At 71.4% G+C, this 18353-nt stretch carries 17 protein-coding genes and 1 pseudogene; 12 read left to right on the plus strand and 6 right to left on the minus strand.

Translation table 11 applies throughout. From position 1 onward, the window contains the following. Positions 1 to 61: 61 nt before the first annotated feature. Positions 62 to 1123 (minus strand): thiolase C-terminal domain-containing protein, encoded by a 1062-nt coding sequence (locus E1292_RS05610; protein ID WP_132592665.1) that lies wholly within the window; start codon positions 1121 to 1123, stop codon positions 62 to 64. 365 nt (positions 1124 to 1488) lie between these two features. On the opposite strand from E1292_RS05610, the gene E1292_RS05615 reads away from it, so the two are divergent. After that, on the plus strand, positions 1489 to 2337 hold the full coding sequence (locus E1292_RS05615; RefSeq protein ID WP_132592667.1) for a LysR family transcriptional regulator: 849 nt from the start codon (positions 1489 to 1491) through the stop codon (positions 2335 to 2337). 15 nt (positions 2338 to 2352) lie between these two features. Further along, the gene (locus E1292_RS05620; RefSeq protein ID WP_132592669.1) at positions 2353 to 2973 is read left to right on the plus strand and encodes a MerR family transcriptional regulator; all 621 of its coding nucleotides are present in this window, start codon (positions 2353 to 2355) and stop codon (positions 2971 to 2973) included. Here the strand turns inward: E1292_RS05620 and E1292_RS05625 are convergent. Continuing rightward, positions 2937 to 3878 (minus strand): LysR family transcriptional regulator, encoded by a 942-nt coding sequence (locus E1292_RS05625; RefSeq protein ID WP_165974398.1) that lies wholly within the window; start codon positions 3876 to 3878, stop codon positions 2937 to 2939. The genes E1292_RS05620 and E1292_RS05625 overlap by 37 nt on opposite strands. Positions 3879 to 3987: 109 nt before the next feature. On the opposite strand from E1292_RS05625, the gene E1292_RS05630 reads away from it, so the two are divergent. Both E1292_RS05630 and E1292_RS05635 read left to right on the plus strand, forming a co-directional pair. Continuing rightward, on the plus strand, positions 3988 to 4617 hold the full coding sequence (locus E1292_RS05630) for a flavodoxin family protein (protein ID WP_132592673.1): 630 nt from the start codon (positions 3988 to 3990) through the stop codon (positions 4615 to 4617). Between the two features lie 16 nt (positions 4618 to 4633). Further along, positions 4634 to 5011: an ectoine synthase gene (locus E1292_RS05635; RefSeq protein ID WP_132592675.1), complete on the plus strand. Its 378-nt coding sequence runs from the start codon at positions 4634 to 4636 to the stop codon at positions 5009 to 5011. 15 nt (positions 5012 to 5026) lie between these two features. On the opposite strand, the gene E1292_RS05640 is transcribed toward E1292_RS05635, so the two are convergent. After that, entirely contained in the window at positions 5027 to 5914 is an 888-nt protein-coding gene (locus E1292_RS05640; protein WP_132592677.1) for a hypothetical protein, read from the minus strand. Between the two features lie 51 nt (positions 5915 to 5965). After that, entirely contained in the window at positions 5966 to 6640 is a 675-nt protein-coding gene (locus tag E1292_RS05645; RefSeq protein WP_132592679.1) for a ThuA domain-containing protein, read from the minus strand. A 143-nt stretch (positions 6641 to 6783) separates the two neighbouring features. On the opposite strand from E1292_RS05645, the gene E1292_RS05650 reads away from it, so the two are divergent. From E1292_RS05650 to E1292_RS05660, 3 genes are all read left to right on the plus strand, one after another. Next, a complete protein-coding gene (locus E1292_RS05650; protein ID WP_246089948.1) occupies positions 6784 to 7629 on the plus strand; it encodes an RNA polymerase sigma-70 factor in 846 nt (281 codons plus the stop codon). Positions 7630 to 7892: 263 nt separating this feature from the next. Further along, on the plus strand, positions 7893 to 8654 hold the full coding sequence (locus E1292_RS05655) for an SDR family NAD(P)-dependent oxidoreductase (protein WP_132592683.1): 762 nt from the start codon (positions 7893 to 7895) through the stop codon (positions 8652 to 8654). Between the two features lie 138 nt (positions 8655 to 8792). After that, positions 8793 to 10442, plus strand: coding sequence for an NAD(P)/FAD-dependent oxidoreductase (locus tag E1292_RS05660; protein ID WP_132592685.1), 1650 nt, complete (start codon positions 8793 to 8795; stop codon positions 10440 to 10442). 206 nt (positions 10443 to 10648) lie between these two features. Here the strand turns inward: E1292_RS05660 and E1292_RS56070 are convergent. After that, positions 10649 to 10753: pseudogene (locus E1292_RS56070) on the minus strand (helix-turn-helix domain-containing protein); the annotation flags it as partial. Positions 10754 to 10922: 169 nt separating this feature from the next. Here E1292_RS56070 and E1292_RS05670 point away from each other — a divergent pair. Together E1292_RS05670 and E1292_RS05675 are read left to right on the plus strand one after the other, a co-directional pair. After that, the gene (locus tag E1292_RS05670) at positions 10923 to 12368 is read left to right on the plus strand and encodes an ATP-binding protein (RefSeq protein WP_132592687.1); all 1446 of its coding nucleotides are present in this window, start codon (positions 10923 to 10925) and stop codon (positions 12366 to 12368) included. A gap of 219 nt (positions 12369 to 12587) precedes the next feature. Next, entirely contained in the window at positions 12588 to 13721 is a 1134-nt protein-coding gene (locus E1292_RS05675) for a M20 family metallopeptidase (RefSeq protein ID WP_246089949.1), read from the plus strand. Between the two features lie 185 nt (positions 13722 to 13906). Here E1292_RS05675 and E1292_RS50925 read toward each other — a convergent pair whose 3' ends face one another. Further along, positions 13907 to 14053, minus strand: a complete 147-nt coding sequence (locus E1292_RS50925) for a hypothetical protein (protein ID WP_165974399.1) — start codon at positions 14051 to 14053, stop codon at positions 13907 to 13909. A 480-nt stretch (positions 14054 to 14533) separates the two neighbouring features. Between E1292_RS50925 and E1292_RS05680 the strand changes: the two genes are divergently transcribed. The 3 genes from E1292_RS05680 to E1292_RS05690 are packed head-to-tail and all read left to right on the plus strand — an operon-like array spanning position 14534 to position 18290. Continuing rightward, positions 14534 to 15598, plus strand: coding sequence for an LLM class flavin-dependent oxidoreductase (locus E1292_RS05680; protein ID WP_132592689.1), 1065 nt, complete (start codon positions 14534 to 14536; stop codon positions 15596 to 15598). Next, complete coding sequence (locus E1292_RS05685) at positions 15595 to 17088, plus strand: AMP-binding protein (RefSeq protein WP_132592691.1); 1494 nt, start codon at positions 15595 to 15597, stop codon at positions 17086 to 17088. The genes E1292_RS05680 and E1292_RS05685 overlap by 4 nt, the downstream gene beginning before the upstream one ends. A 50-nt stretch (positions 17089 to 17138) precedes the next feature. Further along, positions 17139 to 18290, plus strand: a complete 1152-nt coding sequence (locus tag E1292_RS05690) for a cytochrome P450 (RefSeq protein ID WP_132592693.1) — start codon at positions 17139 to 17141, stop codon at positions 18288 to 18290. Positions 18291 to 18353: the final 63 nt, after the last annotated feature.

An 18353-nucleotide genomic window follows, 5' to 3' on the forward strand; every position in this document is an offset into this window, starting at 1 on the left:
GCTCGGGGGATCTGAACACCCCGTACATGTCGAAGGGGCCATCAGCATTTCAGCCGATATTTCACCTCACGAGCAGGGCGGCGCTCCCGTAGCTTCCGCCGAACCCCGTCACGAGCGCCACGGATCGCCCGGCCCGCAGTTCCCTGACGGCCTGGGCGACGTTGTTCATCCCGTGCACGTAACCCTCCGACAGCAGGCCGCCGTGCGGGTTGACCCAGGCGTGCCGCCGCTCCGTCAGGTAGGTGCCGAGCTCCTCGCGCGCCGCGAAGCCGAAGTCCTCCAGCTGCCTGGGCACGAGCCACGAGTACGCGTCGTACAGCAGCGCCACGTCCACGTCCGCGGGCCGCATGCCGGAGGCGTCCCACAGCATGGGGGCCACGTACGCGGAGAAGATCGCACTGACGTCGGGCGCGCGGTCCATCGACGAGCAGCCCGGCCCTCCCCCGCGCACCACGGCGTGCACGCGCGGCCCGTCGAGCACGGCGCTGACCAGCAGCGCGCACGCCCCGTCGGTCTCCTGGCAGCAGTCGACCGTGCGCAACGGGGTGCAGACGTACGGTCTGGCCAGGTAGGCGTCGAAGGTGAGCGGGTCGCGGCGCAGGGCGCGGGGGTTGGCCGCGGCGTTCTCCCTGGACTGGGCGACGACGGCGTGCAGGTGCTCGGCGGTGAGGCCCGTGTCGTGCAGGTAGCGGGTGGCGGCCATGGCGAACAGCGGGATCGGGCCGGCCAGCCCGTACGTGGGGGTGCCGGTGGAGACGGTATTCATGCGCTTGCCGGAACGCCCGTTCAGCGCCCGATAAATCAGGATATTGCTGGCGAGACCGGCCTGGATCAGCATCGCCGCGTCACCCAGGATCGACGCCGCCTGCGTGCCCCCGCCGGCGATGTCGTTGTGCCAGCCGAGCCGCTCGATCCCGAGCGCCCTGGCCACCCGTACGACCGGCGCGGAGTCGTTCATGTGATGGCTGAGCACCGCGTCCACCTCGCGCGGCCCGATCCCCGCGTCCGCGCAGGCCGCCCGGCACGCCTCGGCCGCGAGCTCCTCCTCGGTGCGCCCGGACTCCCTGGTCAGGGCCGTCATCCCGATCCCGGCCACGGCCGCCCGCCTCGCGAAGGGCTGCATGCTCCCTCCTCCGGCGTCCCGCCGCGGCCGGCAGGGCGCGCCATCCGCCTCGCGCGGCCGGCCCGGGACGGGCCACCGGCGCCTCGCCGATCACGCTAACCGGCCGCACCCACTTCAGACAAGCGCTTGCTCAAGGAGCCCCATCCCGATTTACGGACAGCCAAAACAACCGCGTCCCTCGTCCGAAGCCCCCGCCCACGGACCGGCACGAACCGCGGGATCGGCCGCCCGACCAGCGGATCGCCGCGCAGCACCGGAAGATCGACGGCGGCGGATAACTGTGTATCTTCACGGAAGCTATCGCCTCTTGTAATACCGAGGTTCGATCAACCGATAGCCCATCATCATCACGCCCGAGGTGAGCGATGGATCTACGCTACGTCCGCTACGCCCTGGCGATCGCGCGCGCGGGCTCCCTGCGCCGGGCCGCCACCGCACTGCACATCTCCCAGCCCACGCTGTCCGAGCAGCTCAGGGCGCTGGAGAAGGAGATCGGCGTCGAGCTGTTCAGCCGCTCGCGGAGCGGGGTGCGGCTCACCGAGGCGGGCGAGGCGTTCCTGGCCCAGGCCACCGTGGCGGTCGACGCCTTCGAGCGGGCCGTGACCGCCGCCAGGAGCAAGGGCCACGTCGCGCGCCTGGGCGTGGCCGACGGGCTGACCGACGTGGTGGCCCGCCTGCTGTCCCAGCTCCAGAACGGCAACCTGCGCGTCGCCCCCATGGGAACGGCCGAGCAGATCGTCTCCATCGCCGACGGCGCGCTCCAGGCAGGGCTCGGCTACGCGCCCGGCTCCATGCCGAGGGGTGTGGCCCGGATGCTCGTCCACCGTTTCCCGGTGCGCGCGCTGATGCCGCGCACTCATTCCCTGGCTGCCGCCGGAGCGCTGTCGCTGGCGGACCTGGCGTCGGAGCCGCTGGTCATGCCGGAGTCCGACGCGGTGGCCGGCGCCCGCCGTTTCCTCGAAGGGTTCGTACGCCACCGCCTGCACCCCCGCCTCGGCCCGTCGGCGGCCACGCACGACCTGGTCATCGACATGGTGGAGGCGGGAGTGGGCTACGCCCTCTGTGTCCACGAAGGCACGAAAATTCCCGACACGCTGGCCTTTGTCCCTATCAAGGAGGACGTCCCGCCCCTGGAGGTCGTCTTCCTCTGGAACCGCCAGGCCGACGTGCAGGAGCTGGTCAGCGCGGCCCGCCATCTGGCCCGATCTGGATAGCGCTATTATCTACCGATGCGCATCTCCGAACTGAGCGCCAGGTGCGGCGTGGCCATTCCCACGATCAAGTACTACCTGCGCGAAGGCATGCTCCACCAGGGCGTGCAGACAGCCGCGACGCGGGCCGAATATGACGAGTCGCACCTGCGCCGGCTCCGCCTGATCCGCGCCCTGCTCGACGTGGGCAGGCTCTCCGTGTCCTCCATCAAGAAGGTCGTCGCCGCCGTCGACGACGAGTCGCTGCCCATTCACGAGATGCTGGGCATCGCCCACTACGCCCTGAGCCCCGGTGCCCAGCCCGAGCCAGGCGAGGACTGGCAGCAGGCCCGCGCCGAGGTCGACCGCCTCGTCGAGGAGCTCGGCTGGGACGTCACACCCGACGCCCCCACCCGGGACGAGCTGGCCCAGACCCTGGTCAGGATGCGCCAGCTCGACATGGCCGTGGACCTGGCGCCCTACGTCGAGGCGGCCAGGAAACTCGTGTCGGAGGTGGAGATGGACAAGATCCCGTTCGACGGGCCGCGCGACGCCGCTGTGGAGGCCCTGGTGCTCGGCACGGTGCTCTACGGCAGGGCGTTCGACGCGCTGCGCAGGATGGCTCAGGAGTCGGAGTCGGCCGCCCGCCTCGGCTCATAGCCCCGCGCCGGCGACGCGACGGCCTTCAGCGCCGCGAGATACGCGGCTATCGCCGGCCTGACCTCCGCCCCCCGCCGGACCGCCGCGTAGATGTGCCGCCGGATGTCGTGCCCGGTCGGGGCCACGGTGACGACGCCGCCGGGGATGGGCAGCCGTGCGGCGCGGGGGATGAAAGCGATGCCCATCCCCGCTTCGACCAGGGCCAGGATCGCCGTCCAGTCGCCGACGCGATGCCGCACCCTGGGACGGAAGCCGGCGGAGGCGCAGGCGAGGTGCAGCAGGCGGTCACAGGCGTCGCCTTCGATGGTGCTGACCCACTCCTCGCCTCGGAGCAGCGACAGGGCGATCGCCGGCTCGCCCGCCGACGGGTGCGCGATCGGCAGGGCGAGGTCGAAGTCGTCGGTGCCCAGCTCCACCCTGGTGTGCCTCGCGTCGTCGCCGCAGGGCGCTCCTTCGGCCTCCACCTCGACTACCACGTCGAGGTCCCCGCCGGCGAGCTGGTCGAGGCAGTCGGGCGCGGTGACCTCACGGATGTCGACCTGCAGCCGTGGACGGCTGTCGCGGAGCATGAGTGCCGCCGGAATGAGCAGCGACGAGATCGTGGAGGGGAAGGAGCCCACCGTGATCCGCCCCAGCTCGCCGTTCACGGTGGCCTGGATCTCTCCCATCGCCCGCTCGAGCAGCGCGAGCATGGCATAGGCGTGGTCGACGAGCACGCGGCCGGCGTCCGTGAGGCGCAGCTTGCGGCCGTCGGCCTCGGCGAGCGGCACCCCCGCCTCGCGGGTCAGCGTCGCCAGCTGCTGCGAGGCGGCTGACGGGGAGATGTGCAGGGTGGAGGCGGCGGCGTGGAGCGTGCCCTGCTCGTGCAGGGCCACGAGCACCTTCAGGCGAGCCGGATCAACCATGCACATCAACTTACCATTACCGGCCGTAAACATTTGATTGTCTTCACAGTTCGCGGGCGGCACCATGGAAGCCCAGGCACCAAGGTCGAAAGGAAGGGGTGCACGGTTCATGAAGGCACTCGCCCTGAGCGCAAGCCCCCGCAAGGACGGCAACTCCCGCATGCTGGCGGAGACCGTCCTCGAGGGTGCGGCGAGTCGCGGGCACGAGGTCGAGCTCGCCGATCTGACCGACGCGGTCGCGGCGCCGCTGCGCGACTGCCGCACGTGCCGGCAGGCCGACGGAGCATGCTCGATCGGGGACGGCTACGAGACGCTGCTGCGGCGGCAGGTCCTTCCGGCAGACGCGCTCGTCCTCGCCACCCCGCTCTACTGGTACGGCATCGCCGGACAGCTGAAGATCTTCATCGACCGCCTCTTCTGCTACATCAAAGCCGACCACCCCGACAGCGCGGAGGTCACCCAGCGCCTGGTCGGCAAGCGGATGGCCGTCGTGGTGAGCTCCGAGGAGACCTACCCGGGCTCGATGGTCGGCGTCACCGCGCAGTTGCAGGAGCTCGCCCGCTACCTCCACCACGATCTGGTCGGCGTCGTGCGCGGCGTCGCCAACTCGCGCGGAGAGGTGGCGCGCGACCCGGCGGATCCGCTGGCCCAGGCGTTCGGTCTCGGGACGCGCCTGTTCGACGGACACGTGAGCGACCACCGCATCGACACCGTGCGCAGCGGTGTCGTGTGGCCCTGACCGCGCTGGAGTCACGATGCTCATCCGGACACTCGACGACGTGCTGGGCTCCGCGCAGGACGTCGACTGGACCAACGGCACGAGCCGCCGCCTCCTCGTCGCGGCGGACGGACGCGGATACACGCTCACCGACACCCGCGTGCGTCCGGGCACCACCACCCTCCTCCGCTACGACCGGCATCTCGAAGCCTGCTACTGCGTCGAGGGCGAGGGCCGGGTCGAGACGGCCGGCGGGCTCTTCACCATCGCCCCAGGCACGCTGTACGCACCGGACCCGGGCGAGGAACACCGCCTGACCTCGGCCGGCGGGATGCGGCTCATCTGCGTGTTCAGCCCTGCGCTCGAAGGTGACGAGAACCACGATCTCGCGCCGGGACGCCCCTCCGGATTCTGACGAACCCCACGCTCCCTAGACCACGCCGTTGGCCCGCAGGGTCCGCACGGCGCCGACCGTGACGTCCCCGCGCCAGTCGAGCGCCCCGGCGGGCGAGATGCGCGCGAAGTCGACGACCCACCCGCCGTCGTCCTGCTGCTCCCCCGCCAGCCGTACGAGATCGGCGGCGATCACCTCGGGCTCGAACAGGCCGCGAACCGGCCTGCCGGGGAGGGGCGCGAAGTCGAGCGGCCGCAGCGCCTCGTTCTCGGTGCCGCCCTCGACCGGCACCCGCCCGTCCGCGGGGATGTGGCCGCCCAGCCGCTTGAGCAGCCCGGCCGCTTCCGGCCTGCTGTCGTGGACGGCGTCGAGGAAGTGCACGGAGAACAGCAGCACGTACGCGTGCGGCACGCCCTCCAACTGCTGGATCGTGTCGAGACAGTAGCGGGTGGCCCGCTCCAGCCACGGATGCGCGGCGACGGCCGGATCGTGCGCGGCGACCTGGTGGGCCGCGGCCGCGGTCACGGAGGTGATCTGTAGGGACGAGACGGCCGGATCGCCGCTCCTCCACCAGGGAGCGCTGGCCTCGGAGACCGTGAGCGGCAACGAGAACGGCAGCCCGCCGTCGGGCGACGTCACCGAGTCCAGCCAGTCGCACAGGGCCACGGCGTGCGGCGTGGTATGCGGGGCGACGTCCCCGAACACCGCGAAGGCGTGCAGCGCCGCCCCCGGCTGGCTCTCGGGCGTGCGCAGGTCGGGCTCCAGGCCCCAGCCGTAACCCCCGTCGGGATTGCGGTAGGCGTCGAGGGCGGCCAGCACGGAGGCGGCGTCGCCCTCGCCCGTCATCAGGTCGTAGCGGCGGCGGTCAAGGACACGCGCGTGCCCGGCCAGGAAGCCGGGGATCGCGGAGAGATTCACGTTCATACCGTCATCGTGCCCGGATCGCCGCCCGTGGTCTTGTAGGTTCCGGACACGTCACTCGCGGATCGTGACCGGCCGCTTGAGCAGCCACAACGCCGCCCGCTGGAGGAGCGTCCGGTGGATCTCGTTGTCGTAGGACCTGGTGTCGTGGCCCAGCGCGTCGTAGAGGACCCGGCCACGCCGGACCGGCCGCGCCCACACGAGGGGCTGGCCGTTCGACGAGGCCAGCGGCCTGACGTCGGGCAGCACGTCGAGGTCGCTGTAGACCTCGTCCACCACGTCGAAGTCGCGCAGGCCCTCGACCACCGGGTGTCCGCCGTGCACCCGCACCCCCGTCCACCCCAACGGGGGATGGTGGGACTTGGGCCAGCTCCAGCAGCCGCCCAGGACCCGCGGCCAGCCCTGCCAGTCGTCGAAGCAGATCGACGCGGTGTGCATGCACAGCAGCCCGCCGCCCCGGTCGAGGTGGTCGAGAAGGGTGGTGCGGGCCTCGGCCGGTAAGGAGAAGGCCCAGGCGGCCCGCTGGTCGGCGAAACGGTCGTGGCCCATCTGCCAGCGCAGCGCGTTGACGGTGATGAGCTGGACCTCCGACGGCTCGCTCAGCGCGCCCGCGATGTCCTCGGTGATCTCCGACTCGACCCCGACCTCGGAGAGCACTCCGGCGAGCGCCTCCGACGTGGCGGCGAAGTCGTGGAACAGGCCCCCTGAGAGGATCAGATTTCTCGCCACCCATCCAGCCCATCATGCTTGCCGCGGCATTTCCACCCGTGAACTGTCACGTCCTGCGGCCGGCCAAGGGGATCGCCGTCCGCTCGCGGCTCACAGGCGGCCCCGGCACGCACCCCGCCGCGGTGACAGGGCATGATGCCACCGTGGACTTCGAGGAACACCGCCCCATGCTGCTCGGGCTGGCCTACCGCCTGCTCGGCAGCATGTGGGACGCCGAGGACGTCGTACAGGAGGCGTGGCTGCGCTGGCAGGGCACCGACCACGACGAGATCAGGGAGCCGCGGGCGTTCCTGGTGACCGTGGTCTCGCGGCTGGCCCTCGACCAGCTCCGCTCCGCGCGGGCCAAGCGGGAGGCCTACACCGGGCCGTGGCTGCCGGAGCCGGTGCTGACGTCGGACGCCGGCCCGCTGGACACCGCCGAGCTGCGCGACACCGTCTCTTTCGCCACCCTGCACATGATGGAGCGGCTCTCGCCGCCCGAGCGGGCGGTGTTCGTGTTGCGGGAGGCGTTCGAGCTTCCGTACGACGAGATCGCCGCGATCGTGGAATCCTCCGTGGCCAACGCCAGGCAGATGCACCACCGCGCGTCCATGCGGCTCGCCCAGGGACGCGACAGGTTCCAGCCGACGACGGAGGACCACACCAGGCTGCTGGTGAAGTTCATAGAGGCGGCGAAGGACGGCGACCTTGACGCGCTCACCGAGCTGTTCCACCAGGACGTGGTCTCGTGGAACGACGGCGGCGGCAAGGTCAGGGCGGCGCTGCGGCCGGTCGCCGGCCGGCGCAAGGTGCTGGCCTTCCTGTCCGCGCTGGTGACCCGCTACGCGTTCACGTACGTGCGGCTGCTGGACGTCAACGGCCGTCCGGCGCTCTGGACGCGGTCGGACGAAGGCGATCAGGTCGTGATGGTGCACATCCACGACGGCCGCATCAAGGACATCTACACCGTCCTGAACCCGGACAAGCTGGTACGCGTGCGCAAGATGTGACGCCCGGCCTCACCGGTCCGGGCGCCCGCACGACCTATAGTCACGCGTGTGACTCCTCCGCTTCCCGAAGGGAGGGGCTTCTCGCCCCGCTCGCGCGGGAGACGACGGCCAAGCCCTGACCGATGCCCGAAAGCACAAGCTCATTTCTCTCCGGAGGTGGCGACAATGTCTGGGGTTCTGCCACTGCACGCTCGGGCCTTGGCGGCCCTCCCGCTCCCAATCCCCCCATCGCCTGAAGGCGACGGTCCCCTCAGGAGGCTCTGATGGATCTCGGCATCTCGGGCAAGGTCGCCCTCGTCACCGGAGGCAGCGCGGGCATCGGGCTCGCCGCGGCCAAGAGCCTCGCGCGCGAAGGCTGCGACGTCTGCGTCAGCGCCCGCAGCCCGGAACGGCTCGCGGACGCGGTGGTGGAGCTGCAGGAATACGGCAAGGTCGTGCACGCCGTGCTGGCCGACGTGGAGGACCCGGCGACCGCCCGGCGGGTGGTCGAGGAGACCCGCGACGTGCTCGGACCGATCGACATCCTCGTGGCCAACGCGGGCGGCCCGCCGGCCGGCCGGTTCGACGAGGTGGGGCTGGAGGAGTGGGACGTCGCGATCCAGCGCAACCTGCTCGGCACCGTACGCCTCATCCACGCCGTCCTGCCGGAGATGCGGGCCCGCGGGTGGGGCCGGATCATCACGGTCACCAGCAGGTCGGCCCGCGAGGCGATCGACGGCCTGGCGCTGTCCAACGCCACCCGCTCGGCCGTGGCCGGCATCGTGCGCACGCTCGCCCGCGAGGCCGGCCGCGACGGCGTGCTGGTCAACAACGTGATGCCGGGCCCGATCGAGACCGAGCGGCTGCGGGAGCTGGCGGGCGGCGACGAGGCGCTGCGGCAGCGGGGCGAGTCCGTGCCCGTCGGCCGCATCGGGCGCGCCGAGGAGGTCGGCGACGTGGTGGCGTTCCTGGCCGGAGAGCGGGCGTCGTTCGTGAACGGGGTCTCGCTGCTGGTCGACGGCGGGGAGAGCCACGTCATCGCCTGACGCCCGCACCTGCGTGAGGCCTGCTTGAAGGCTCCCCGGTCGGCGCTGCGCGGACCGGCGGGCTCCTGCTCGGGCACCGCTCAGCACATGACATCCTTCCCTTAAGGGACGGAGTGCGATAAGGCAGGGGCGTAACGCATGGAGAAGCCGGTCATCGTGACGGTGGACGACGACCCGGGTGTCTCGCGGGCGGTCGCCCGTGACCTGAGACGCCGCTATGGCCAGGACTACCGGGTCGTCCGCGCCGAAGCGGCCAGGGACGGCATCGAGGCGGTCAAGGAGATGCGGCTGCGCGGCGTCGAGGTGGCGGCCATCCTGGCCGACTACCGCATGCCGCAGATGAACGGCGTGCAGTTCCTCGAAGCCGCGATGGACCTGTATCCGTACGCGCGCCGGGTGTTGCTGACGGCCTACGCCGACACCGACGCCGCGATCCAGGCGATCAACGTGGTCGACCTCGACCACTACATGCTCAAGCCGTGGGACCCGCCGGAGGAGAAGTTCTACCCGGTGATCGACGGACAGCTCGACGCCTGGCTGCGCACCGACAGGATCGAGCGGTCGGAGCTGCGCGTGGTGGGCGACCGGTGGTCCGCGCAGTCCTACAAGGTGCGCGACTTCCTGGCCCGCAACCACGTGCCGTACCAGTGGATGCTGGCCGAGGACCCGGAGGGCGCGCAGCTGGTGAGCGCGGCCGGCGAGGGCTGCCACCTGCCGCTGGTGGTGACCGCCGACGGCACCACGATGGAGTCTCCCGACCAGTCCGAGCTGGCCACGGCGGTGGGGCTGTCGACCACTCCGGCCACCGACTTCTACGACCTGATCGTGGTGGGCGGCGGGCCTGCCGGGCTCGGCGCGGCCGTCTACGGCGCGTCGGAGGGGCTCAACACGGTGCTGGTCGAGGCGTACTCGTCGGGCGGCCAGGCGGGCCAGAGCTCCCGCATCGAGAACTACCTGGGATTCCCCGACGGCGTCTCCGGCCAGCAGCTGGCCGACCGGGCGCGCAGGCAGGCGCTCAAGTTCGGGGCGGAGCTGCTGACCGCGCGGAAGGTGACCATGCTGGAGCCGCGCGGGCAGGCGCGGGTGATCGGGTTCAGGGACGGCGGGGAGATCGCGGCCCACGCGGTGATCCTGGCGACCGGCGTCACCTACCGCCGGCTGGAGGCGCCGGGGCTCGACGAGTTCGTGAGCCGGGGCGTGTTCTACGGCGCGGCCCTGACCGAGGCCCCGGCGTGCAAGGACACCGAGGTCTACATCGTGGGCGCGGCCAACTCGGCCGGGCAGGCGGCCGTCTACCTGTCGGGATTCGCGAGCAAGGTCCACTTGGTGGTGAGAAGTGATGGTCTGGAGAAGTCCATGTCTCACTACCTCATCGAACAGATCGCCGCGCTGCCCAACGTCGAGGTGCACCTCCAGACGGAGGTCGTCGGCGGTGGCGGCAGCGACCACCTGGAGCGGCTGACGCTGTCGTTCAAGGGCGAGGAGCGCGTCGTCGACGCCCAGTGGTTGTTCGTGTTCATCGGCGCCGAGCCGTACACGTCCTGGCTCGGGGAGACGATCGAGCGGGACGCGCGGGGGTTCTTGCTGACCGGGCCCGACCTGGTGCAGGGCGGACGGCGACCGCGCAACTGGCCGCTGCGGCGCGAGCCGTACTACCTGGAGACGAACGTGCCAGGGGTGCTGGCCGCGGGCGACGTACGCGCCGAATCGATCAAGAGAGTGGCCTCCGCCGTCGGCGAGGGCGCGATGGCCGTCGCGCTCGTGCACCGCTACCTGGAGAAGCATTGACATCCTCCCCCTCGCGAACGGGGGTTCCCACGGTCGCCCATGGGGGTTGCTGCTTCGTCGCCGGTCGCCCACCCGAGAGGAATCTCGTTGAGGTCTTACATCAGCTCCACAGGCGTTTCAGTTCTCCGCAGCCCGGCGGCGAGCACGTTCCTGGCCGCGTTGACGTCCCGGTCGTGGGCTGCGCCGCAGGCGCCCACCCACTCGCGCTCAAGGGCCTTACTGTAGACGAGGCGGATGCAGCCGAACGTCCGGGCAAGCTCTTCCGCCTGCTCGGGGCTCGGAAAGAAGCGGTATTTGTAGGCCCGCTTCACGATCTGCGCCGCGCTCCGCACTCTACCGCGGGATCACCCTGTTATTGCGCGCGTGTTCGATACTGCAAGTCCGCCTGACGACGGACCCACTTCCTTTGCGCCGCTCCGCAGAGGTCCGGTTCCTCCCTCGCCTTGGATTGAGGAGCGGGGGTTTTCTCGGAGGTACCTGATGAGCCGACAAACGAATATCGACATCGACGAGCTGCGCAAGCTCTTCCTGTTCGAGCGGCTGACCGACGAGCAGCTCACCAAGCTCGCCGGCAGCGGCGCGGTGCAGACGTACGCGCAGGACGAGGACATCGTGCGGCAGGGAGAGCCGGCGGAGTGCTTCGCGGTGCTGATCGAGGGCGAGGTGCAGATGATCAGCGAGACGGTCAGCGCCGGCACCGTCGCCATGCCCCGCACCTCGCAGCCCGGCGTCTACGGCGGCGCCACCTCGGCCTACCTCGGCGAGCGGGCGCCGCTGACCTACCAGCACACGCTGCGGGCCACGGCCCCCTCGCGGATCTTCATGCTGCCGGCCAAGAAGTTCGCCTACATCGTGGCCGAGTGGTTCCCCATGGCGATGCACCTGCTCGACGGCCTGCTGTCGGGCGGCAGGATGCAGCGGGAGATCATCGACCGGCGGCAGCGGCTCACCGCGCTCGGCACGATCACGGCCGGGCTCACCCACGAGCTGAACAACCCGGCCGCGGCGGCCGTACGCGCGGTCAGCGAGCTGCGCACGCTGCTCAGGGCCTCGCGGTTGCAGCTCGCCCAGCTCGCCCAGGACGGCATCGCGCCCGACAAGCTGCGCACGCTGGTCGAGGTCCAGGAGCACTGCACCGAAACCCTGGGCAGGCAGCAGCGCTCGCCGATGGAGATCTCCGACGCCGAGGACGCGCTCGGCGAGGAGCTGGACGAGGCGGGCGTCGAGGACGCGTGGGACCTGGCGCCGTCGCTGGTCAACGCCGGGTTCTCCAGCGACGACCTGCAGAAGGTCCGCGGGAAGGTGGGCGAGGAGCACACCCCGGCCGCGCTGCGCTGGCTGGCCGACGCGATCGAGATCTCGCAGATGTTGAACGAGGTGACCGAGGCGACCGAGCGCATCACCTCGCTGATCCGCTCGGCCAAGCAGTACTCCCAGATGGACCGGGCGCCGTTCCAGATGGTCGACGTGCACGACCTGCTCGACAGCACGGTCGCGATCTTCCGCGGCAAGATCGCGCCGGGCGTCACGGTGGTCACCGACTACGACCGCACGCTGCCGCTGATCCCCTGCTACGCGGGCGAGCTCAACCAGGTGTGGACCAACCTGATGCACAACGCGCTCGACGCCATGGGCGAGTCGGGCACGCTGACCATCCGCACCGCGCACGACGAGGACGAGGCGATCGTCGAGGTCGGCGACACCGGGCCCGGCGTGCCCGAGGCGATCAGGGACCGGATCTTCGAGCCGTTCTTCACCACGAAGACCGTGGGCGAGGGCACCGGGCTGGGTCTCGACATCTCCTACCGGATCGTGGCCGGGCGCCACGGCGGCGAGATCAAGGTGCGCTCGAAGCCGGGCGACACCTGGTTCGAGGTACGGCTGCCGCTGCGCGAGCCCACGGCGGTCCCCGAGCCATCCGTATGAGCCTGAGGACGCGGCGCGTGCGGGCAATCAGCGGCAATCTCGACTTGTCATGATGAGTCGTGACCCCATGTAATGGTTGACCGTAATGCGGAAAGGAGGCATGCCCGTGGCCACGCCCGCCGCCGGCCCCGGTGAGCCCGGGCCTGCCCGCGACCCGATGACCCGGCGCCCCGCCCGGCCCGGCGCTTCCCTTTCCCGGCAGCCCTCGGAAGGACTTTCGTGCTGATCATCGACTGGACCCGGCAGGCCCTACCGGCCATGCTCGACGACCTGAAGGCCGTGGTCGAGCTGGAGACCCACAGCTACGACAAGGCCATGCTGGTCAAGGGTCTGCGCGAGATCAGGGCCAGAGCCGTCGGGCTGCTCGGGACACCCGACGACGAGATCCTGCACGAGGGCGGGCAGCACGGCGACATCCTGGAGCTCACCTACCAGGGCACCGCCCCGGGCACGGTGCTCATGCTCTGCCACTACGACACCGTCTGGCCGACGGGGACGCTGCGGTCCTGGCCGTTCGCGGTGGTGGACGACAAGGCCACGGGGCCCGGCGTGTTCGACATGAAGACGGGGCTCGTGCAGTCGATCTGGACGCTGCGCGGGCTTCGGGAGCTGGGCCTGCCGCACCCGAGCGTGCGCTACCTGTTCAACGGGGACGAGGAGATCGGCAGCCCGGCCTCGCGCGAGCACATCGAGGCGGCCGGCGTCGACGCGCTGGCCACCCTGGTGTTCGAGGCGTCCATGGACGGCGCGCTCAAGACCGCGCGCAAGGGCGTGGGGCTGTTCAACGTGAGCGCCACGGGGGTCGAGGCGCACGCTGGGCTCGACCCGTACGCGGGGGCGAGCGCGATCCACGCGCTGGCCGAGGTCGTCACCACGCTGGCCGCGGCGGGCTCGCCCGAGCGCGGCACCACGGTCAACGTCGGCCTGATCGGCGGCGGCACCGGCCGCAACGTCGCGGCCGGGCGGGCGACCTGCGGCGTGGACGTACGCGTGAGCGATCCCGCGGAGATGGAGCGGATCGACGAGGTGTTCGCCCGGCTGAGGGCGTCGGACCCGAGGGTGTCGATCTCGTCGACCGGCGAGTGGAACCGGCCGCCCATGATGCCCAACCCGGCCTCCCAGCGGCTGTTCAAGGAGGCGCAGGAGGTGGCGGCCGGCTTCGGGTGGCTGCTGGACGAGGCGGCGGTCGGCGGCGCCAGCGACGGCAACTTCGTCTCGGCGCTCGGGCGCCCGGTGCTGGACGGCATGGGGGCGATCGGCGACGGGGCGCACGCGCGGCACGAGCACGTGCTGGTGGAGCACATCCCCGAGCGGACGGCGCTGGCGATCGGCCTGGTCAGCGCCCTGGCGTGACCGCGCTGAAACGTTGTCACGGGCGCGGTCGAGCGCTGTGAGCACGGCTCCGTGAAGCACCGCGTCACCCTTGACCGTGGTGGCGCGGATCTCGGTGGGCGCCGGTGACATGGCCCGCAGACGCTCGGCCACCTGTTCCGCCAGCGCGTCACCGCCTTGCTGTCCCAGCTCGCCGCCGAGCACGATCAGTCCGCTCCGGCGACGACGCCGGCGAGCGGGTCGGCGAGCGCTCTCGAAGCCGCGCCGACCGGCCGGCCCGCGAGGTCGGCGACCGTGACGTGGACGGCCGAACGCCGCAGGTCGACGCCCGCCACGTGGGCGCGGCCGGCCACGAGCCAGGATCCACCTTCCGGCGGTCTCCCTCGTCCTGATCGCCCTGGGCGCGGTGGCCGGGCGGAGCCTGCCGCCCGGCGAGGCGTCCGCCCACGCGGCCGCGCCCCGCCGCCTCGTCCTCCCCTCCCGCGGATTCCTGGCCATCGGCGCCGTCGGGTTCTGCGCCACGTTCGCGGAGGGCGCCGGCGCCGGCTGGGCCGCCGTCTACCTCTCCGAGATCGCCTCCGCCGGTCCGGGGGCGGCCGCCGCCGGATACACCGTGCTCGGGCTGGGCGTGGCGGTGGTCGTGCCGCTGGTGTTCGCCCCGTGCTGCGGCCCGCGCCCGCGTCCACCCCACCGCGGGAAGGAGCACTCAGCGCCCGCTGACCGGCGTTCCGGCGCCGGGGCGCGGACCGCGAGGCTCCCGGCCTGGACTGCGGCGGCCTCTCGCGTATACGCTCCCAAGCGAGCGCTTGGTTTATTCGCTGAGGGGCCGCCGCATGAAGTTCTCGACCTTCCACCTCTTCCACCGCTTCGACGGCCAGAGCTTCAAGGACGTCTACGACTACCACCTGGAGCTCATCGAGCTGGCCGAGGAGCTGGGGTTCGACGGGGTACGGCTGGCCGAGCACCACTTCCGCGACTACGGCGTCGTCCCGAACCTGTTCACCATGCTCGCCCACGCCGCCGCCCGCACCAGCCGCCTCCGGCTGGGCACCGGCATCGTGGTGCTGCCCCTGCACGACCCGATCCACGTGGCCGAGGAGGCCGCGCAGGTGGACGTGCTCTCCGGGGGGCGGCTGGACCTGGGGATCGGGCGCGGATACCAGAGCGTCGAGTTCGAGGGGTTCGGGATCGACCTGGCGGAGGCCCGCGACCGGTTCAACGAGGCGCTCGAGGTGATCGTCGGGCTCTGGACGCGGGAGGCGTACCAGCACGAGGGGAAGTTCTACCGGACCGGCGCCGAGGTCTCGCTCGTGCCCAGGCCGCTGCAGACGCCCCACCCGCCGCTGCACGTCGCGGCCGTCTCGCCCGAGACCGTCACCATGTACGCCGAGCGCGGGCTGCCCATCCTGGCCGACCCCGCGGCGACGTTCCGCAAGGTCTGCGCGGCGGCCGGGACCTGGCGGGAGACGGCCGCGCGGGCCGGCCACCCGGACGGCGCCGAGCTGGTGGTGGCGCGCAGCGTGTACGTGGCCCCGACCCTGGAGCAGGCCCGCGCGGACCAGGAGCGCTTCGAGGCGTCGTTCGACCGCTCGCGCATCTTCAACGAGCGCAGCGCCCCCATCGACCCGAAGACGGGCCGCGCCGCGCAGGGCTTCGAGTACTACCAGGACCGCTATCTCAAGGGCGGCTCCGTGTCGGCCGGCTTCCGGTGGGAGCAGCTGGAGGTCATCGGGGATCCGGCACGGGTGATCGAGCAGATCGCGCTGCTCAGGGACGCCGGCTTCACGAACCTGCTGTGCGACTTCGGCAGCACCCGGCCGATGCCGCTGGAGGAGATGAAGCGGGTCATGCGGTTCTTCGCCGCCGAAGTGATGCCCGCCTTCCGGAGGTTCTCATGATCCACAGCCTGTCCCTGTCGGACGTCCTCGCCGACCACGCCCGCAGCCGCCCAGGGGTCACCGCGGTGGTGGACGGGGCGACGCGGCTGACGTACCCGGAGCTCGACGCCCGCGTGACCCGCCTGGCCGGCGCCCTGGCCGGGCTGGGGGTCGGCGGCGGCGACCGGGTGTTGTGGCTGGGCCGGAACTCCCACGCGGTGCTGGAGCTGCTGCTGGCCTGCTCGCGCCTGGGCGCGGTGTGCTGCCCGGCCAACTGGCGGCAGTCGGAGGACGAGCTGCGGTTCGTGCTGGCCGACCTGACCCCTTCGGTCGTCGTCTGGGAGCCGTCGGACACGACGGCCGCGCTGCGCGGCTCAGGCCCGGGGACGTGGGTGCGGGCAGGGGACGAGTACGAGCGGCTCATCGCGGACGCGAGCCCGCGGGAGTTCCCCCAGGTGCCGGACGCCGAGCCGGTGCTGGCCCTCTACACCGCGGGGTTCGGCGGCCGGCCGTGCGCCGCCCTGCTCAGCAGCGCCGCGCTCATCGCCCACGCGACCTCGCTGCTCGTCGTCCGGCAGATGGAGCCCGGCTTCACCTTCCTCAACAGCGGCCCGCTCTACCACGTGGGCACGATGATGTTCTGCCTGGCCACGTTGCAGATCGGCGGCACGAACGTCTTCACGCCCGCGTTCGACGCCGAGGAGGTGTGCCGGCTGGTCGACGCCGAGCGGGTGACGCAGGCGTTCCTGTTCGGGCCGATGATCGACGCCGTCGCGAAGGCGAACGCGGACGGCGCGTACGACCTGTCGTCCCTGCGCTTCGTCACCCACTCGGCCGAGTGGGACGACATGATCACCGTGGACGGTTCGCCCTGGTGCCGGTCGAAGATGGGCGGGTACGGGCAGACGGAGGTGGGCGGGATGCTCACGTTCCTGGGGCTGGCCGAGGGCGGCGCGGGTTTCGCGGGGCGGCCGAACCCGCTGGTCCAGGTACGGTTGCTGGCGCCGGACGGCGTCGAGGTGCCGGTGGGCGAGGTGGGGGAGATCTGCGCGCGGGGCAAGACCCTCTTTTCCGGATATTTCGCCCGGCCTGACTTAAATGCAGCAAAGTCAGCGTACGGCTGGCACCACACCGGCGACCTCGGCCGCCGCGAACTCGACGGCACCATCACCTTCATCGGCCCCAAGCTGCGCATGATCAAGTCAGGGGCCGAGAACGTCTACCCCGCCGAGGTGGAACGGGCGCTCGCGTCACATCCCGCGGTGGCCGGCGCCGCCGTGATCGGGGTGCCCGACCCCGTCTGGCAGCAGGCGGTCAAGGCCGTCGTCGCGCTCCACCCGGGCGGGACGGCGACGGGCGACGAGCTCATCGGGCACGTCCAGGCGTTGCTGGCGTCGTACAAGAAGCCGCGAGAGGTCGTCTTCGTGGACGAGATCCCGAAGCGCGGCCCCACTCCGGACTATGACGCCCTGGACGCCGCGCACGGCGGCGGAGGTTACCCCGGCCATTGATCCGGACAATATGCGAGCGCGATCAAATTTGATGGTTTACTCTCATATTCATGAGACTTCCTATCGAACGTCACCAGGATCGCCCCTTCGACCCTCCCGCCGGGCTCCGCGGGCTGCCGGCGATGGGCCGGCTGGAGTTCGCCGACGGCCACCTCGGCTGGCTGGCCACCACCAGCGCCGCGGCCCGCGCCGTGCTGGGCGACCCGAGGTTCAGCGCCCGCCAGGAGATCAAGCACGTCGTCACGCACTCCTCACGTCCCGACGGGCCCGGCCAGGCGGCCCCGCCGGGCTTCTTCGGCAACATGGACCCGCCTCGGCACACCCGCTACCGCCGGCTGCTCACCGGCCAGTTCACCGTGCGCAGGATGCGCCTGCTGGAACCGCGCATCGAGCAGATCACCGCCGACTTTCTCGACGCCATGGCCGCGGCCGGGCCGCCCGCCGACCTCGTGCCGGCGTACGCGCTGCCGATCCCGTCCATGGTCATCTGCGAGCTTCTCGGAGTCCCGTACGCCGACCATGACTTCTTCCAGGAACGCAGCTCCCAGCTCGTCGTCCCCGGCGGCGACCCCGCGGCTGTCGCGGACCTGACCGCCTACCTGCACGAGCAGGTACGGCGCAAGCGCTCGGCGCCCGGCGACGACCTGATCAGCGGCCTCGTCACCGAGCTGACGGACGAGGAGCTGGCCAACGTCGCCCTGCTCCTGCTCGTCGCCGGCCACGAGACCACCGCCAACATGCTGGCCCTCGGCGTGTTCGCGCTCCTGGAGCGCGGCGCTCCTCCCGGCGAGGTCCCGGACGATGCCGTCGAGGAGTTGCTGCGCTGGTTGTCGATCCTGCACCTGGGCGCGCCCCTCCGTACGGCGCTGGAGGACGTCGAGGTCGCGGGCGAGCTGGTCAGGAAGGGCGAGACCGTCGCCGTGTCCCTCCCCGTCGTCAACCGCGACCCGTCCGTCCACGACGACCCGGAAACGCTCCGCTTCGACCGGGGCGCCTCGATCCGGCACCTGGCGTTCGGCCACGGCGTGCACCAGTGTCTCGGGCAGCAACTGGCCAGGATCGAGCTGCGCATCGGCTACCGCGCGCTGTTCGAGCGCTTCCCGGGGCTGCGGCTGGCCGTCCCCGCGACCGAGGTGCCGCTGAAGCACGACGCCACGGTGTACGGCGTCACCAGCCTGCCCGTGACCTGGCCCACGGGCTGACGCTCGACGCGGGGTGCCGGCCCACGGTCCGGGCCGTCTCCCGGCTCTCCAGCCGTGTCAGCG

Source organism: Nonomuraea deserti (assembly GCF_004348685.1).
GTDB lineage: Bacteria > Actinomycetota > Actinomycetes > Streptosporangiales > Streptosporangiaceae > Nonomuraea > Nonomuraea deserti.